Source organism: Pseudovibrio sp. Alg231-02, from assembly GCF_900143565.1.
In the GTDB taxonomy this organism is placed as follows: domain Bacteria; phylum Pseudomonadota; class Alphaproteobacteria; order Rhizobiales; family Stappiaceae; genus Pseudovibrio.
Genome location: NZ_FREX01000001.1, coordinates 236,781 through 254,157 on the forward strand (window position 1 = coordinate 236,781; position 17,377 = coordinate 254,157).

14 protein-coding genes are annotated in these 17,377 nt (G+C 52.3%); 3 read left to right on the forward strand and 11 right to left on the reverse strand.

Going from position 1 to position 17,377, the window contains the following annotated elements:
* Positions 1-44 precede the first annotated feature (44 nt).
* The 4 genes from DHN43_RS00850 to DHN43_RS00865 all read right to left on the reverse strand — a co-directional run bounded on the left by DHN43_RS00850 (position 45) and on the right by DHN43_RS00865 (position 4,309).
* Positions 45-1,160, reverse strand: a complete 1,116-nt coding sequence (locus DHN43_RS00850) for an ABC transporter ATP-binding protein (RefSeq protein ID WP_108817429.1) — start codon at positions 1,158-1,160, stop codon at positions 45-47.
* A gap of 5 nt (positions 1,161-1,165) precedes the next feature.
* On the reverse strand, positions 1,166-2,047 hold the full coding sequence (locus tag DHN43_RS00855; protein WP_057465290.1) for a carbohydrate ABC transporter permease: 882 nt from the start codon (positions 2,045-2,047) through the stop codon (positions 1,166-1,168).
* Positions 2,047-2,958 (reverse strand): carbohydrate ABC transporter permease, encoded by a 912-nt coding sequence (locus tag DHN43_RS00860; RefSeq protein WP_057465399.1) that lies wholly within the window; start codon positions 2,956-2,958, stop codon positions 2,047-2,049. Before DHN43_RS00860 ends, DHN43_RS00855 begins: the two co-directional genes overlap by 1 nt.
* 100 nt (positions 2,959-3,058) lie before the next feature.
* Positions 3,059-4,309, reverse strand: coding sequence for an ABC transporter substrate-binding protein (locus tag DHN43_RS00865; protein ID WP_108817430.1), 1,251 nt, complete (start codon positions 4,307-4,309; stop codon positions 3,059-3,061).
* A 205-nt stretch (positions 4,310-4,514) separates the two neighbouring features.
* Here DHN43_RS00865 and DHN43_RS00870 point away from each other — a divergent pair, with 205 nt between their 5' ends.
* The gene (locus DHN43_RS00870; RefSeq protein WP_108817431.1) at positions 4,515-5,567 is read left to right on the forward strand and encodes a LacI family transcriptional regulator; all 1,053 of its coding nucleotides are present in this window, start codon (positions 4,515-4,517) and stop codon (positions 5,565-5,567) included.
* A 4-nt stretch (positions 5,568-5,571) separates the two neighbouring features.
* Here the strand turns inward: DHN43_RS00870 and DHN43_RS00875 are convergent, their stop codons facing one another.
* Together DHN43_RS00875 and DHN43_RS00880 are read right to left on the reverse strand one after the other, a co-directional pair.
* Positions 5,572-6,264, reverse strand: coding sequence for an HD domain-containing protein (locus DHN43_RS00875; protein WP_108817432.1), 693 nt, complete (start codon positions 6,262-6,264; stop codon positions 5,572-5,574).
* A gap of 166 nt (positions 6,265-6,430) precedes the next feature.
* The gene (locus DHN43_RS00880; RefSeq protein WP_108817433.1) at positions 6,431-7,924 is read right to left on the reverse strand and encodes an alkaline phosphatase; all 1,494 of its coding nucleotides are present in this window, start codon (positions 7,922-7,924) and stop codon (positions 6,431-6,433) included.
* A 221-nt stretch (positions 7,925-8,145) separates the two neighbouring features.
* On the opposite strand from DHN43_RS00880, the gene DHN43_RS00885 reads away from it, so the two are divergent.
* Positions 8,146-9,456, forward strand: coding sequence for a DUF3422 family protein (locus DHN43_RS00885; RefSeq protein WP_199914756.1), 1,311 nt, complete (start codon positions 8,146-8,148; stop codon positions 9,454-9,456).
* Positions 9,457-9,494: 38 nt separating this feature from the next.
* Here DHN43_RS00885 and DHN43_RS00890 read toward each other — a convergent pair whose 3' ends face one another.
* The 4 genes from DHN43_RS00890 to DHN43_RS00905 all read right to left on the reverse strand — a co-directional run bounded on the left by DHN43_RS00890 (position 9,495) and on the right by DHN43_RS00905 (position 15,382).
* A complete protein-coding gene (locus tag DHN43_RS00890) occupies positions 9,495-11,117 on the reverse strand; it encodes an ABC transporter ATP-binding protein (RefSeq protein ID WP_108817967.1) in 1,623 nt (540 codons plus the stop codon).
* A complete protein-coding gene (locus DHN43_RS00895) occupies positions 11,110-12,252 on the reverse strand; it encodes an ABC transporter permease (RefSeq protein ID WP_063291914.1) in 1,143 nt (380 codons plus the stop codon). Before DHN43_RS00895 ends, DHN43_RS00890 begins: the two co-directional genes overlap by 8 nt.
* A complete protein-coding gene (locus tag DHN43_RS00900) occupies positions 12,252-13,277 on the reverse strand; it encodes an ABC transporter permease (RefSeq protein WP_108817434.1) in 1,026 nt (341 codons plus the stop codon). The genes DHN43_RS00895 and DHN43_RS00900 overlap by 1 nt, the downstream gene beginning before the upstream one ends.
* An 80-nt stretch (positions 13,278-13,357) precedes the next feature.
* Positions 13,358-15,382 (reverse strand): ABC transporter substrate-binding protein, encoded by a 2,025-nt coding sequence (locus tag DHN43_RS00905; protein ID WP_108817968.1) that lies wholly within the window; start codon positions 15,380-15,382, stop codon positions 13,358-13,360.
* Positions 15,383-15,603: 221 nt separating this feature from the next.
* Here DHN43_RS00905 and DHN43_RS00910 point away from each other — a divergent pair, with 221 nt between their 5' ends.
* Positions 15,604-16,491, forward strand: coding sequence for a helix-turn-helix domain-containing protein (locus DHN43_RS00910; RefSeq protein WP_208994782.1), 888 nt, complete (start codon positions 15,604-15,606; stop codon positions 16,489-16,491).
* 29 nt (positions 16,492-16,520) lie between these two features.
* Here DHN43_RS00910 and DHN43_RS00915 read toward each other — a convergent pair whose 3' ends face one another.
* Complete coding sequence (locus tag DHN43_RS00915) at positions 16,521-17,291, reverse strand: SDR family NAD(P)-dependent oxidoreductase (protein WP_108817436.1); 771 nt, start codon at positions 17,289-17,291, stop codon at positions 16,521-16,523.
* Positions 17,292-17,377 lie beyond the last annotated feature (86 nt).

Below are 17,377 nucleotides of genomic sequence, written 5' to 3' on the forward strand. Positions count from 1 at the left end.
GGAGTGTTTCCACCCCGGCTTTCAAAATTCTGCATTCCTGAGACTTACGCGATGCGCATTTCTGAGGAAGGATCAAACGGGATGGCTTTGTCCATATTGATCGCGAATGGCACGTCCTGTCCGGCAACGACCTGCGCATCCGCACGCATGCGCGCGTTGCAGTCTTTGCCGCCGAGAGATGACATCACGTAGGTATCAGAACCAGCTGGCTCTGTTACGATGACGCGGTTTGTAATCTGCTCGATGTGGTTTGCCTTGCGGTCAGCCCCTTCAGGGTCGGTGATCGCTTCTGGACGGATGCCCAGCACGATTTCCTTCTGATCAAAGCCTTTCAGAGCTTCGGTCGGGTTGGAGAACTTGAGGTTCACCTGATCACTGAGGCCCGTTGGAAGCTGCGCGAAGATGCCATCACCGTTGGCAACAACCTTAGCTGGAACAAGGTTCATACTTGGAGAGCCCATGAAGCTGGCGACAAACAGGTTTGCCGGGTTGTCATAGATCTCTTTTGGCGTGCCCAACTGCTGTACGTACCCGCCGTTCATGACAGCAATGCGCGTGGACAGCGTCATTGCCTCAATCTGATCGTGTGTCACGTAAACAATGGTTGTTCCAAGCTTCTGGTGCAGTTTCTTGATCTCCGTGCGCATATCAACGCGCAGTTTCGCATCAAGGTTGGAGAGCGGCTCATCAAACAGGAACACATCCGGATCACGCACCAATGCACGGCCCATGGCCACACGCTGGCGCTGACCGCCGGAGAGCTGGCCCGGCTTACGGCCCAACAACGGTTTGATCTGCAGCATCTCGGCAACGTCGCTCATTGCCTTTTCACGCGCTGGCTTTGCAACGCCATGCATTTCCAGACCGAACGTGATGTTCTGACCGACCGTCATGTTCGGGTACAGAGCATAGGACTGGAACACCATAGCGATGTTGCGCTTGGACGGGTGAACCCCGTTCATGGTCTGCCCTTTGATGGCGATGGTGCCGGAGGTAATGTCCTCCAGACCGGCAATCATGTTGAGCAGAGTGGATTTTCCGCAACCGGACGGCCCGACGAGCACGAGGAATTCCCCTTCCTGCACGTCGATATCGATGTTGTGAAGCACCTTGGTTGAGCCGTAAGACTTGGTCGCATTGTTGATTTTCAGAAAGCTCATAGGTCTTATCCCTTCACCGATCCGGCCATCAGGCCTCTTACGAAGTAGCGGCCAGCCACGATGTACACGAGCAGTGTCGGCAATGCGGCGAGGATCGCTCCGGCAAAATGAACGTTATATTCTTTGACGCCCGTTGACGAACTGACGAGGTTGTTCAGCGCAACCGTCATTGGCTGGCTGTCCAGATCAGCAAACGAGGCACCGAACAGGAAGTCGTTCCAGATGTTGGTGAACTGCCAGATGACAGAAACAACAATGATTGGACCGGAACTTGGCAGCATAATGCGCCAGAAGATGCGGAAGAACCCTGCCCCATCAATCTGAGCTGCGCGGATCAATTCTGTCGGGAACACCTGATAGTAGTTCCTGAAGTACAGTGTGGTGAAGCCGAGGCCGTAAACCACATGTACCAGCACCAGACCCGGCGTTGACCCTGCAATGCCGAGGAAGCCAAGCACACGCGCCATTGGGATCAAAACGATCTGGAATGGAATGAAGCAGGCAAACAGCATCAGACCGAACAGGATTGTATCGCCCTTAAAGCGCCATTTGGTCAGCACATAGCCGTTCAAAGCACCCAGTACGGTTGAGATCGTAACTGCCGGAAACACCATTTTGAGGGAATTCCAGAAGTACGGCTTCAGACCTGTCGGTTCTACGCCGATTTGCGCGCTGTTCCAGGCTTTGAACCAGGGCTCCAGCGTGAAGACCTGAGGCAGTGACATCATGTTTCCGCCAGTGATCTCTGAAAGAGGCTTAACGGAGTTGAGAACCATAATGCCAAACGGCAGCAGGTAGAATGTCGCGAACAGGATCAGCATCAGGTAAATGAATGCACGGGTGATGCGCCCTGTGCTGATGGCATTATCTGTCGAGGCTACGGACATTATTTTTTCTCCCGCAGTTCGGCATAAAGGTAAGGCACCATAATCGCAGCGATGGTCATGAGCATGATAACAGCGGAGCTGGCGCCGATGCCCATCTGGTTGCGGGTAAAGGTGTAGGAATACATGAAGGTCGCCGGAACTTCCGTCGCTCTGCCCGGTCCTCCGCCTGTCAGTGCCACGACAAGATCGTAGGACTTAATGGCAAGGTGAGACAGGATCACGAAAGCTGACAGGAAGGCTGGACGCAGTTGCGGGATAATGATCCGGCGATACATGTTCCAGTTGGATGCCCCGTCGATTTGTGCGGCCTTCAGGATTTCGTTGTCGATGCCACGCAGTCCGGCCAGGAACATGGCCATAACGAAGCCACTTGTTTGCCAGACAGCTGCAATCACAACCGTGTAGATGGCGAAGTTACGGTCCTTGATCCAGTTAAACTCGAAGCTCTCCCAGCCCCACAAGTGCATTGTGTGTTCAAGGCCGATACCCGGATCGAGAAACCACTTCCATGCTGTTCCCGTTACGATGAAGCTGAGCGCCATCGGATACAGGAAGATTGGACGCAAGAAGCCTTCTCCGCGGATCTTCTGGTCCAGAAGAATCGCAAGACCCAAGCCGATAGCTGTGCAGACTGCGATATACAAACCTGCAAAAATGCCAAGGTTTTTGATGGCAATGGACCAATGCCGTAGCCGGAACAGCTTTTCATAGTTCTCCAGTCCGACCCAGTCATAGACTGGCAGAATACGGCTTCCTGTGAAGGAAAGGTATACGGAGAAAATGATAAATCCATAGACAAAGACCAAGATCAAAGCCAACGAGGGTGATAACACCAGTTTGGGAATGAGATTTTGGAGTCTTGTCCGCAGGTCCGGTTTTACTGCCGTTGGCGTCGCATAGTCAGCGGCCATGGCAACGGATGAGTTGGTCTGATCGACCATGATCCCTGCCCCCAGATTCTATGTTGTTTTGGGAAAAATGGGGCCAACACATCGTCGGCCCCACTTAAAATTACTTAGCGATGGAGACAGCGTCTACCAGCTCATCAACAGCGGTAGCGGAATCGAACTCACCGTTGAAGTGTGCTGTTACAACGTCATAAATGGCGTTTTTAACAGATGCTGGTGCAGAGTGACCGTGTGCCATGGAACCATAAAGGTTGCCGCTTGCAGCAGCTGCAGCCAGATCTTTCATGCCCTGTTTTGCACATGCATCAAACGCTTCGTCGGAAACGTCTGTGCGTGCAGGAACGGAGCCCTTCACCACGTTGAATGTAGACTGGAAGGCAGGAGACAGGATTGCACTTGCAAGAGCTGCCTGCTCTTTAGACACTTCACCGCCCTGATCGAACATAGCGAACTGGTCAGCGTTGAAGGTTACCTTGTCCTGAGTGCCTGGGAAACGGAAGCAGAGGAAGTCTTCGCCCGGCTTTTTGCCAGCACCGAGGAACTCACCTTTTGCCCAGTCACCCATCATCTGGAAGCCAGCTTCACCGTTGATGACCATTGCAGTTGCAAGGTTCCAGTCACGACCAGAGAAGTTGTCGTCTACGTTTGCACGCAGAACAGACATGCGATCAAACGCTTCCTTCATGGTGTCGGAACCAAGAGCAGCTTCGTCCAGATCAATGAAGGCAGCTTTATAGAAGTCTGCGCCACCGGTGGCCATGACGATTGCATCAAACAGAGTTGCATCCTGCCAAGCCTGACCGCCGTGTGCGAGCGGCGTTACGCCAGCTGCTTTCAGCTTCTCAAGCGCTGCTGTGAACTCTTCCCAAGTGGTTGGTGTTGCAATGCCGTTTGCGTCCAGCACTGCTTTGTTTGCCCATACCCAGTTGGTTGAGTGTACGTTTACTGGCGCAGCAATCCACTTGCCATCGTACTTTGCAAAGCGCTGAAGCGCAGCAGGTACAACTTCGTCCCAGCCTTCTTTAGCTGCAACAGCGTTGAGGTCTGCCAGAGCGCCTTCTTTTGCCCAGTCCTGAATGTCGAACCCAAGCATCTGAACTGCAGTTGGCGCGTTACCAGCGGTTACGCGTGCACGCAAAACAGTCATTGCGCTTTCGCCGCCGCCACCAGCGACAGGCATATCTGCCCAGCCAATGCCCTGAGTTTCCAGATCCTGCTTCAGAACGTTAAGCGCAGCTGCCTCGCCACCTGCTGTCCACCAATGCAGGACTTCCACGTCTGCTGCCAAAGATGGAGCAGCTGTTGCTGCCAACAGAGCCAGAGCCGATGTGGTTTTTACTAGTAGTTTGTGCATGTGTTGCCTCCCGATCACAACTTAAAATTTCTACACAAAAATACGACTAACATAGTACTTATAACGTTACAAATATCGGATCTGTCAATGCAAAAAGTGAACCCATTGACTTGAATGATCTTTTTTGTATCAAATGATACTCACCTATTTTGTTGTATCGTTATAACGAAGATCTAACTGATTTACGGGAGGTAACTGGCTTCACATGTCGACACAAAAACCGCCAAATTCCTCCACTCATTCCACCTCGAAACCTACGCAGAAGACAATTGCGGAGATCACCGGCCTTGCGGTGACAACTGTCTCGCGGGCACTTCAGGGTGATGAAAAGATTGCACAGGCAACCCGGCTGCGCGTAAGTAAAGTTGCTGAAGAAATCGGCTATGTTCCGGACCGCGCTGCGCAAAGATTACGCACCGGAAAGACTAAAGTAATCTCACTGATTCTTGACCCCCATAACGAAATTCTGGGGTTTGGGAACTCGCTGATCACAGGTGTGGCTCATGCATTGGCTGGTACGGACTACCATCTTAATGTGACACCGCAGTTCCTTGGCGGTGATCCGATTGAGCCTGTTGAATACATTGTGCGCAACAAACTGGCTGACGGAATCATCTTTTCACGGACGCGACCTTTTGATGAGCGGGTGCGTTTTTTGCGGGAACGCAGCTTTCCGTTCACCACACATGGGCGAACTGAATTTGGCTATCAACACTCATATGTGGATTATGATAACGAGAAATTCGCGTACGAATCTGTCTTGCGATTGATGCAAAAAGGGCGGCGCAGGATTTGCGTTATTCTACCGCCCAACCATTTTACGTTCCATCAGCATCTGAATTACGGGTATATGCGGGCTATTCGGCAAGAAGGTTTGCAGTGCTACATTCCTGAGGGCATCAACCTTGATTCAGATATGCCGGAGATCTTTGAATGGGCGCAGACGATTGCCGGGACAAGTGATGCACCGGATGGATTTATCTGCCCAGGTGAGACTTCTTTCCTTGCGATTGCGAACGGGTACCGGCAGGCAGGTAAAGAGCGCGGGCGGGATTTTGATGCGGTTGTGAAATCAAGTTCACAAACGCTGCATCAGATTGATTCACAGATCGACAATATCAGCGAGGATATTCGGCAGGCCGGTGCTTTGCTGGGAGCAAATCTGCTGAAGACGATGTTGCACCCGGACGGTCCGTTTGAACAGACCATCCAGGACCCGGACATCACATTCCCAGCTCTCAAATCCTATCAGGACTGAGTTCTCAGGACGCGACTTTCGGTGCTTCCTCTTCGATCCAGAGGTCATCGCCTTCCGGATAGGTAAAACCTGTTTCTGCGGCCAGCTGCTTCAGGAAGCCAATCATGTAGTCGGTGCGTTCGCGCGCGACTTCACGGCCTTCCTTGGTCTGCATGGTTTTGTGCAGTTTGAGCAGTTTGAGGGCGAAATGATCGACGCCGAATGTCTTATCGTCGAGATCGCGGTCGCTTGCGAACAGGTCGCCACCATGGAACAGGTTGGAGTTCATGGTTTTGGCGATATAGAAAGTGCGGGCAATGCCGATTGCGCCGAGGGATTCCAGACGATCTGCGTCCTGCAGGATCTTGGCCTCAATCGTTTGCGGCTCGATTTCAGCTGAAAAGCTATGCGCTTCAATGGCGTGCTTGATCTTCTCGATTTTTGCGGCAGAAACATCCAGCTCAATCAGGATCGGTTCAGCGGCATCAGCTGACAGCTTGGAAGCCTTTGCACGGTCCGGTGAGTTCTTGGGAACATTGACCAGATCATGCAAGTAGGCAGCTGCGATCAGCACTTCCTCATCGCCCTCACCGCGACGCTGAGCGATGTCCAGCGCTGCCAGTTTTACGCGGCGTGCATGGTACAGATCATGGCTTGCATCATCACTCTGATCGTGCGCTTTCAGCGCCGCTTCCAAATTCTTTTCGAACTCAATCATCGGAACTCACAGTTATCAAATGAGCCCGAAACCTACGTCAGGTCAGTGTGCATTTCGAGGCAAAACTGGTCTGAACCCCCGATAAAATTCCGCGGGCTCAGGCTGAGGTTATCGATCGCCGCTTACATGATACAACCAAGCATCACGACAACACTTCTTTATCACGCTAGCGGTCTTTGGCGTTTGCAGCGTAGTTCATGACATTGAAGATGTAATTCTGCTCGATTGTGCCATCAAACAAGTGCGCCCATGGACCTCTTGCATAAACCGCAACATCTTCCCCCGAATGGGTTTCTATGGGCGTTGGAAGCAAGGATTGCTGTTTGAAATCGGGGTCTGTTGCCTCTTCCTGTGACAACACTGAACGGGTGCCGAACCAGTTGTTTTCTTCTGTCAGGATTGAGCCGGGACCGTTGAGATAACTGGCGACAGAGTATGGTTTTCCGTCCAGCATCAGGTGCATTTCATTTGTGTGTTTGACGCCGTTATTGTCAATGCCCATGCACAGCCCGTTGATCGGCGTACCGCGTCCGCAATAGCCGTTGAACGACAAGGTGTGGGCATGGTCCGCAGTGACGATGATCAGAGTGTCCTGATCGCTGGTCATTTCTTTGGCCATGGCGACAGCGTCTGCAAATGCGACACCGTCTGTGAGGGCGCGATAAAGATTTCCGGCGTGATTGGCGTGATCGACACGACCACCTTCAACCGTGAGATAGAAGCCGTTTTCATTATCCTGCAACGCTTCGATGGTCCATTTCACCATTTCGGCCAGGGAGGGCTGATCTTTCCGGTCATACTCATACTGCATATGATTTGCTGCGAAGACGCCAAGGACAGGTTTATCTCCAGACGAATCAAGATCACTAAAGGAGGCCTCATTCCAAGCATAAGACGCGCCAAACGCCTTGGCTTCCTCAATCAGGTTGCGTCCATCCTTGCGATTTCCAGCAGTGCCCTCAATGGTCTTTTTGGTTTCAGGCAGCATATGGCGCTGCCCTCCTCCAAAAGCGATATCAATGGTGCCGTTCTTGATCTGCTCAAGCAGCTGCGCAGCAATATCCGGCACATCGCATCCCTCTGGCACGTCAGAATCGTCCTGGAACCTGCGGCTGGCGACGTGGGCATAGGCTGAGGCTGGTGTTGCATCCGTGAGGCTTGCTGTTGAGATGATGCCGACCGCCTTGCCTTCTGCAGCCATCACTTCTGCAATGCTCGCGACACTGGCGCTTTCGACAGCCGAACAGTCACCAACATTCAGTGTTTCATCGACCCCAAGGACACCGGCTTTGGTCTTCACGCCTGAATGGAATGCTGTTCCGGTTCCCGCAGAATCTGGCGTTTGGGCGTTCACGTTGTAGGTTTTGACCAGTGCGCTGTGCGGAAAGGCCTCTTGTGGCAGAACATTTTCTTCGCCCAGCAATCCATTTTGCTGTCCCTGAAAGACCCGCGTTGCATAGTTTGTTGAGATGCCGTTGCCATCCGCGATCATCAAAATGATGTTTTTGGCCGGTTTGGTGATCGGCTGCTGAGCGAGTTTGCTCTCAATCTCCGCCTCTGCAGCCTCAAACCATCTGTTGTTTTTTTGAGGGAAATCAGTCTCTGCCGAAGCATAGGATGCGGAACAGGCCAGCAGGATCGCAACAAGTGGCGTTTTCATTTCAAATCCTCAAAAAGTGATGTTTCGGGCGCAGTGTGTACTTTACAATTCTTATGGTTAGCTGTGCTGAACAGGAAGAATTCGAGTTAGTTTTCATCTTGATTGCAACGTCTCCGGCTTCTTCTGCGACAATCCGGCGCAATACGTATTTTTATGTAGATCACCAGAGTTGCCTGCTTCACACTTGGACTTTCTGGCTTGAAGACCATGAGGGGCACGCTTTGGGTAAGATTGATGACATGTTGGAAGAGCCGTGCACTGCGCGGCACCTTCCCGAACATCCGCTGCGCCAGGCCATTCTTGCAGAAGTTCATGCCCGGCCCTTCGTCCCCATGCATGGGGAGTGGCAAATTCTGCAATATGCCTTCATGGTCGATCAAGATAACAAGCAAACAGAGCAGCAAGCTGTGCTTCGCTTTATCTCAGAGGAAACGAGCAGCACTTCAAAAGCCTCAGAGCACTATCTGCATCAAACCTTTGATGGCTATTCTTTACGTTGGGAGCAACACAGCGAGTTTTCTACCTATGCTGTGGAACAGCCTCTTCCCTCAAGCTTTTGCGCACAAGATGTTTCTCTCTTTGCCAAGGGCCAGCTCACCCCTCCGGGGCAACTGATTGCAGCCGTTCAGCTTACGATAAAAGCTGCGGAACATCCCGAGGCTGGAGATCTGTCTGATGGGTTTGATCTGGCAAGCTTGAGTGTTTCCCAAATCATTGAAGGACGTGCAACGCTGGTCACCGACTTCAAAGCCGGTGATGATGGCATTGTTTCGTTTCTGCTGCTGGATCATGGGCTGTCTCCGTTGGAACTGGGAGCAACCGTGCGGCGTGTTCTGGAACTGGAGACCTACAGAACACTCTCTTTGTTGGGGCTTTATGAAGCGCGGAAGCAGCAGATCGTTGTAAGCCGCATTGAGCAGGAACTCGTGGGCATAACCGCTCAACTGCGCAATTCAGGAGACGCAGAAGCACATTCTCTGGCGCATAACGAGGAGCTGCTGGCAGACCTTTCTTCTCTTGCGGCAGATCTGGAAGCTTCTGCGATGGAAAGCCTTTTCCGATTTGGGGCAACACGGGCCTATTCCGATATTGTCGGGCGGCGTCTGGACACTCTTGGGGAGAGCAACGTCTCTGGTTACGACATGATCGGGCGGTTTCTCAACCGCCGGCTCGCGCCAGCTATGCAGACGTGCCGTGCTATTGAAGAGCGACAAGCCAACCTTTCGCGAAAGCTGACACGAGCTGTCGGCCTGTTGCGCGCCCGGGTGGATGTGGAGCTTGAACGACAAAACCGAGACTTACTGAAGTCGATGGATCAGCGTGCGAAGTTTCAACTCCGACTGCAACAGACGGTGGAAGGGCTTTCGATTGCAGCGATCTCTTACTACGTCATCAGCCTAATCGGATACGCTTTGAAAGGTGCCAAGGCTGTTGGTTCCCCGCTTGATCCGGCTGTTGGCATGGCCGCATCTGTGCCGCTGGTGGTTGGTGTGCTTTGGTACGCCTTGAGAAGGCTGAAAGCTGCACACTAGAGTTTGATGGCGGCGGTTATCGCCGCCATCCTGATAACTTACAGATAAGCTGCTGAAACCAGACGCTGCGTGTATTCTGTCTGCGGCCGATGCAAAACATCGAGCGTGTTGCCAGCTTCGACAACGTTTCCGTGCTGCATCACCATGACGTTGTGACAGAGTGTTTTCACCACTTTCAAATCATGACTGATGAAGAGATAACTCAGCTTCAGTTTCTCTCGCAGGTCTTTCAGCAGCTCGATAATCTGCGCCTGAATGGACAGATCCAATGCAGAGGTAGGTTCATCCAGCAGTATGAATTTCGGTTTTAAAACGATGGAGCGTGCGATAGCGATCCTCTGACGCTGGCCACCTGAGAACTCATGGGGAAAGCGGTCCATAGTGCTGCGTGGCATCTGAACAGCATCCAGCGCTTCAGCCACCATGGCCTGCCGCTCTTTATTGCTTGCACCGATGCCGTTGACCTTAAGGCCCTCACCCACAATCTCCCCCACAACCATGCGGGGATTAAGCGAGGAAAACGGGTCCTGAAACACAACCTGAAGATCGGTTCTGAGAGGCTTCAGCTCTTTTCTGGTGAGGTTGTCGATCCTGTTTCCATCAAAGGTGATAGTGCCAGAATCTGCTTTTAAGAGCTGAAGGATGGACATGCCCAATGTGGACTTTCCGGAACCAGACTCGCCAACAATGCCAAGCGTTTCGCCTGATCTGATGTTGAGTGAGATGTCGTTGACTGCCACCAGCTCTTTGGTTTTGCGCCTGAACAAGCCACCATGTTTTGAGGTGAACGTGACACGGACCTTATCTGCATCCAACAGCTCGTAGAGGCCCTCCTCCAGTTTATCTGGCACACCGGACGGCTCACTTTCAATCAAGTGCCTAGTATATGGATGAGATGGTGTCTCAAAGACCTCTTTGGTGTTTCCGGTTTCAACAATCTTTCCTGCGCGCATCACACAGACACGGTCACTCACCTGACGCACCACATTGAGGTCATGTGTGATGAGGATGATCGCCATGCGGTGACGCTCTTGCAGCTCTCGCATGAGTTTGAGGATTTCAGCTTGGACAGTCACGTCAAGAGCAGTGGTTGGCTCATCTGCAATGAGCAGGTCAGGCTCGTTTGCCAGTGCCATCGCAATCATGACACGCTGGCGCTGACCGCCGGAAAGCTGATGCGGATATTGACTGAATCTGGCTTCAGGGTCTGGGATCTTCACCTCATCCAACAGCCGAAGCGTTTCTTTTTTAGCGTCAGCCTTGGAGATTTTGCTATGTGAGCGGATCATCTCAATGATCTGGTCCCCAATCCGGTACACTGGATTGAGGCTTGTCAGAGGTTCCTGAAAGATCATGGAGATGCGATTGCCGCGGATCTTTTGCAGCTCCAACTCACTCATGGTCGTCAGGTCTCGATCCTCGAAACGGATCATGGAACCTTGAGCCAGTGTCGCGTTTTCGGCGAGCATGCCCATGATTGCGCGGGCAGTGACCGATTTGCCGGAACCGGACTCCCCGACAATGGCCAATGTCTCGCCTTTTGCCACGGCATAGCTCACCCCTTTCACCGCTTCCACGGTTCCGGTCACCGTTTTGAAGGTGACGGCTACATCGCGGATGTTGAGCAGGTCCTTGTGTTGGGTTTGGTCGATACTAGGCATTGCTGTAGGGATCCATTGCATCACGAAGGCCATCGCCAGCGGCGTTGAAGGCGAGTACGGAAATGATGATCATGCCGACTGGAGCCATCATCCACGGCGCAGCGCTAAACGACTGGAAGTCGAGAATCTGGTTGAGCATGCTGCCCCAGGAGACCATCGGCTGCTGAATGCCCACGCCCAAAAACGACAGGAAACTCTCCAGAAGAATGATCTCGGGTAGCTGGTAGGTTGCCCAGACAATGATGTGCGAAGATGTGTTGGGGACGATATGTGCGCCAATGATACGGCTGCTTGAGGCTCCAACGGCTTCTGCTGCGCGAACATATTCCAAATTGCGCATGGAGAAGACCTTCCCGCGCAGCTCGCGGCACAGATCTGCCCATCTGAGCAAGACGAGGATGCAGGCGAACATGATGAAGATCGTGACCGGCTCCGCACGGCGCGGCAACAAGGCGACCAATGCCAGATAAAGCGGGAGATCTGGGAACGCCTTGATGAACTCGACCATTCGCTGGACCACAAGATCATACAGGCCACCGAAGTATCCTGAACTCACTCCAAGAATGATCCCGATCACGCAAGCGGACCCCATCACCATGAGCGCCATGAGCAGTGTGATGCGCGTGCCAAAGATCATGCGTGAGTAGACGTCGCGGCCCAGATTGTCAGTGCCGAGGATATGGAACTTGCTGCCATCTGTTGTGCCAAACAGATGTGTTGTGAAGGTGAGACCCAGAAACTTCCAGGGTTCTCCTTCCACGAACAAAGCAACATGCGAGATTTTATCGAAATCAGGAATAAACGTGATCTCAAAGGTTTGCATGTTCATTTCTTCCTTAAAGCCAGTGACATACGGCGTTGTCAGGCTGCCATCAGGCGCGAAGAAATGGAGCGTTTGCGGTGGTGAATACAGTGCTGCCCGGTTGGCAGTCTGCGGTCCATAAGGCGCGATGAAACCAGCGAAGATCGCTGTCAGGAAGATCAGCATACAGGCGATGAAACCTACCATGCCGTATTTGTTACGGATGAAGCGACGAACGACGAGACCCCAATAAGAAATAGAGGGCCGGTCTTCTGCCAGTTGCTGAGCGTCTACGCTGCCGTGTTCGATTGCGTCGGTGTCGATCTGGGTCATCACGCATTTCCTTCCATAGCAGCTTGGCGGACACGCGGATCAATGAGAGCGAGCAGCAGATCTGCAACCAGATTTCCGACAACCATGATGGTGGCGACGAGCATAAAGATTGCAGCGACCACATACATATCGCGCTCGGCAACTGAGGAGAGGATCAGGGGGCCGATGGTTGGAACACCCAGTACTATTGCGATCTCAATCTCACCTTTGACCATGTACTCAAAGCGGCTGCCGATGTTCATGATGACAGGGTGCAACGCATTGGGGATGGCATGCACCAAGATGATGCGACTGCGAGACAGGCCTTTGGCGCGCGCTGTTTCGATGTATTGAGATTTCATCACATCCAGCAGGTTGCCGCGCATCATGCGCAAGGTATAAGCCTGCCCGGCCCAGATGGAGATGAGCAAGATTGGCCAGACATGTTTGAAGAAATCCCAGAGCTTATCGAGTGACCAGTGGTCCTGCAGAAGATACTCGGGTGATTGCAGTGCTCCGATGTAAGGAGAGTGCCAGACGAAGGCGAGATAATACAGAATTATCAGCGAGATAACGAATTTCGGAATAACAATGCCAAGGAAGGCAACAATTGTCGAAATGGTATCACCGAGCTTGTACTGGTTCATGGCTGCGTAAACACCAAGCGCACCGCCAATGAACTGAGCCAGCACCATGGCAGTGAAGGCCAGAGCAAGTGTGCGCGGCAGACGCAGACCGATTACTTCTGTGACTGGTTTGGAGAAGAAGAACGAGTCTCCGAAGTTGCCAGCAGTGACGATGCCGACAATCCATCGCCAGTATTGCACGACAACGGGCTGATCCAGCCCTAACTGCGCGCGTAAAATTTCCGCCTGAGGTTCCAAAACTGCACGTGACTGTCCGGTTTGGGCGGCTGTTGTCGCCATCCACATGTCAACATAGTCACCTGGAACAGCTTGTATGATGGCGAAAGAAACAATGGAGATCCCGATCAACAAGACCAGTGTTGCAGCTGCACGTTGCGCTAAAAAGCGTAACAAGCCCATTTATCTAGCCCTCCCAGCTATTGAGCATTTATTGCTTATTGCGTTGGAAGGCGGGGCAGAATTGACCCGCCTTTCCTGCCTTAATATTCAGCGATCGTTCCTGGGAGGAGTTCTTTCAACTGCTGATCCTTTGGTGTCCAGAGGCGCTCGCGCACAACACCATCTTCTGCCCATTCAAACATGTTGACGGGTGTGCCCGGATGCGCGTTTCTGATGCGTTTGTTGACGAGAAGTGCAGCAGGAGCCTGAACGGTGCCAATGGTGTAGGCATTCTCAGTCCACAGACGTTGAATGGTTTTGGCCGCATCAGCTGCTTCAACCGCATCCCAGGTGGACAGAATGGTCTGATAGGCATCGACCATCTCGATTTCAAAATCCATCAGGTTTCGCGTGCCATCTGAACCTGGAAGATGCCGGTCAGGACAGCTGTTTGCGATTGGCAGATGGAAACAGGTTTCACGAGTTGGAAGCGCCCATTCTTTCCGGCGTATCAACATGTTGAAGTCGCCGTTTTTCGACGCAGTATCAATTGTATCTACGTTGCGGATCAACACACGAATGCCTGCTTCTGCCAGCATCAGAATGATGGCATCTGCTTGTTTTTTCTCAGTGACCTGTCTGCGATCTGTCATCATGTCGATTTCCAGATCAGCCCCTGAGCCTGGCATGTTGCGAATGCCGTTGCCATCGGCGTCTTCGAGGCCCAAAGCATCCAGCATGGCGTTGGCTTTTGCCAGATCATACGGGTAGTAGACGGTGCTGTCGTAATCGTAATAGGGAGATCCGCTGGAGAAGCCACCGGAGTATGGATACATGAACGGACCACGCGCGACTGACTGGCCGATCGCCTGACGATCAAGCGCATGACTGAGGGCAACGCGGAAGTCTTTTTGCCGGAAGAACTTGCGGAGTTCAGCGTCCACTTCATCCTGAACACCGTTTGTTTCGGAGAAGTTCAGTTCCAAACGCCATGAGAGAACACGTGGGCCAAAGTTGGCTTTAACCGGTGCATCTGCAGACAATGTCTGCTTGAGTGCTTCCACGAAGTTGCCCGGATTTTCCATATTGGAAAAATCAGCAGTCCCGGCGACAGCTTGCGTTGTGCGGTCTGACCAAGTGGACAGTTTGAAGTGCATCTCATTCAGGTATGGCAGCTGATTGCCAGCTTCATCTGTTTTCCAATAGAACGGATTACGGCGCAAGATCACCAGTTCATCAGCCTTGTGGCGCACTGGCACCCAGCCTCCCAGAACAACTGGTGGAACTGCGTCCGCTGGCATTGCATTGCGATAGTCTTCGTAACTCGCATCCTTGTTGTATTTGGGATGTTTCGCTTTGAGTGTGTGCGAGGGACCGGGGCAGCCTTGAATATAGGCCAGAGATTTCAGAATTTCCGGGCCTTGTGGTTTGGCGAAAGTGAACTTGAATGTGTAAGCATCAATCACTTCAAGCGTTGTGCCCTCGCCAAGGCCACCTTTTGGCAGACGGGATGCAATGTTCTCATCCTGAACGTTGTCGTCCCACCAGAAGCGGATGTCTTCTGTATCAAAGGGATCGCCATCGGACCATTTGATGCCTTCAACCAGATGCATGGTCAGTTCGGTTTTGTCGTCGCTCCACTCCCAGCTTTTAGCAAGGTTTGGTAGCGGACCGGACTGCTCCTCTGCCTTCACCTGCCAGAGCGGGCCGTTGCGTACCAGACATTCCTGAATGGCCATGTTGATGCCGCCCCAGCCCTGATGCTGACCAGCGAGCCAGTTCCAGCCTTCCGGACGACCGCCGATAACATGGCGGAACACACCGCCATAAACGCCGATCCCCTCAGACATGGCTTTGGTTGACATAACCAGCGGCTCTGCTGGTAGTCGCTCGCCAACAGGTGGCAGCTTGCCAGCTTTGACCAGTTCACTCAGGAACGGGGCTTCGCTATAGCCCTCCAGTTTCTGATAGGTCCACAAATCACTGCGAGACAGCAAATCATATTCCAATGTGGACATGGACTGCTCAACCGGCATTTTGTCGGCCAGTGCTGAACTTGCCGCTAGAGCGCAGACACTTACGCCTGCTGCTAAGCAAAGTTTAGACACAAGGTTTGTCGAAGACATCAGTTCCTCCCCCATTTCATTACTCCCAACACCATCATGGCCACCCGCGCCGTCTCTTTTCCTCCGGCTTTCTATTCATAAATTCCGATTTTCTTCGTAGACGCTTTTAAACTGCGTATTTCTCTATACTATACACATGGGAGAATATTGAGAGCCGAACTCTCGTATTAATATCGATTCATTCGGCTTTTCAAATATTGATGCAAGAGGAGGGTGTACAATTGAGTATTAGCGATGACTTATATCGCCAATATCTGGATCAGAGTGTCATACCCTCGACAGATAATTTTCTGATTATGCGCCATAAGCCTCACGTATTCTCCAAAAGGCCTTATCATCACCACGCCTCTATTGAAGTGAACTTCCTGATCAACTGTGAAATGGACTATTCCTTCTCAGGAAGTCATGTGACTGTTCACCCCGGTTACATGATTTGCTTCTGGGGCGCCGCACCGCACGGCGTTGTTGGGGTGCGCGGGGATGGCGATATGGTCAATCTCTACATCTCATTTGCACAAATATTGCAGTGGGGTTTGCCCACACGCATCACTGATGCACTCATTTCAGGAGATGTGATTTGCAACAAGGCGCCCTGCCCGATTGATGCGGTGCGCTTTGGCCATTGGGCAAGTGAGTTCAAACGAGATGACATCAACTGGCGCAAACTGGTTCTGAGTGAGATCTCGTCGCGGTTTACGCGCCTGGCGCTGGACGGTTGGAACACACTGCATCATGACTATCGTCAGTCCAGCACGGTGGTTGGTCGTGGAAAGTCCATGTTGCATGTGGAAGAGATGTTGCGTTTTATTTCCGAGAACCACACCTCGGACATTTCTGTCACAGATGTTGCTGAATGTGTTGGTTTATCGCCGAGCCATGCAATGACTTTGTTCAAGCGCATTGTGGGACTGCCAATCAAGGAACATTTGACGCGGGTCCGGCTTTCTCATGCACGCATGTTGCTTGCAGAATCTGAGATGAAGATCTTGTCCATCGCTATGGATGCCGGGTTCAGGTCTCTTTCGAGCTTTTATGAGGCGTTCCAAAACCACTTCAGCACGTCTCCAGCTGCGTTTCGCAAACAAGCCAGAAACATTGGCAAGATATAGCGGGCAGCTGCCTACCCGCTACTTTTTCTTTAGCCTGTCACGACAACGCCACCATCAATGACAAGGGCTTGGCTGGTCATCATACGGCTGGCTTTGGATGCCAAAAACAGTGTTGCATCAATAATATCGTCCGGTTCCAGATGCTCCTTCAGACACTGACGACCCAGATGGGCTTTCAGATCTTCCGGCGTTGCCCAGAGGTCTTTCTGTCGCTGTGTGAGGACCCAGCCCGGCATCAAAGCGTTGACGCGGATGTTGTCTGGTCCCAACTCACGCGCCAAAGCTCTGGTCAGACCAGTGATGGCTGCCTTGGACGTTTCATAAGCTGGATAGCCTGCGTTGCCCATCATGTAGGAGATGGATGAGAAGTTGATGATGGAACCTCCACCAGCTGCTTTCATGCCTGCGGCAGCGGCCTGAGCGGTAAAGAAATGAGGGCGCAAGTTCACGTGCATAGACGCATCCCATTGATCTATCGTAAATTCTTCAAGGGTATGGCGAGTATCGTTTGCAGCATTGTTCACCAGCACGGTAATCGGACCATGGGCCTTTTCCGCCTGTTTGATGGAGGTTTGAAGAGCACCAACATCGGTGACATCACATTTGATGAATAGAGGTGCGACACCGTGCTTTTCCTTCATCTGCTCGGCAAATTCTGAAGCATCAGAGCGCTGTACAAAGGCGACTTTGGCACCTTGTTGCATGAAGCCATCAGTGAGGCTTGCGCCGATCCCTGCTCCGCCGCCAGTGATGAACACACTTGCGTCCTTCAAATCATGAAAAGTGACGTTCCCAGACATTTAGTCCCCCAGGGAGTGCTTGGCACTCATCTTTGATATATCAGAATATACATAAGCGGCAACCTCGTTTCAGGCAACCGCTTATG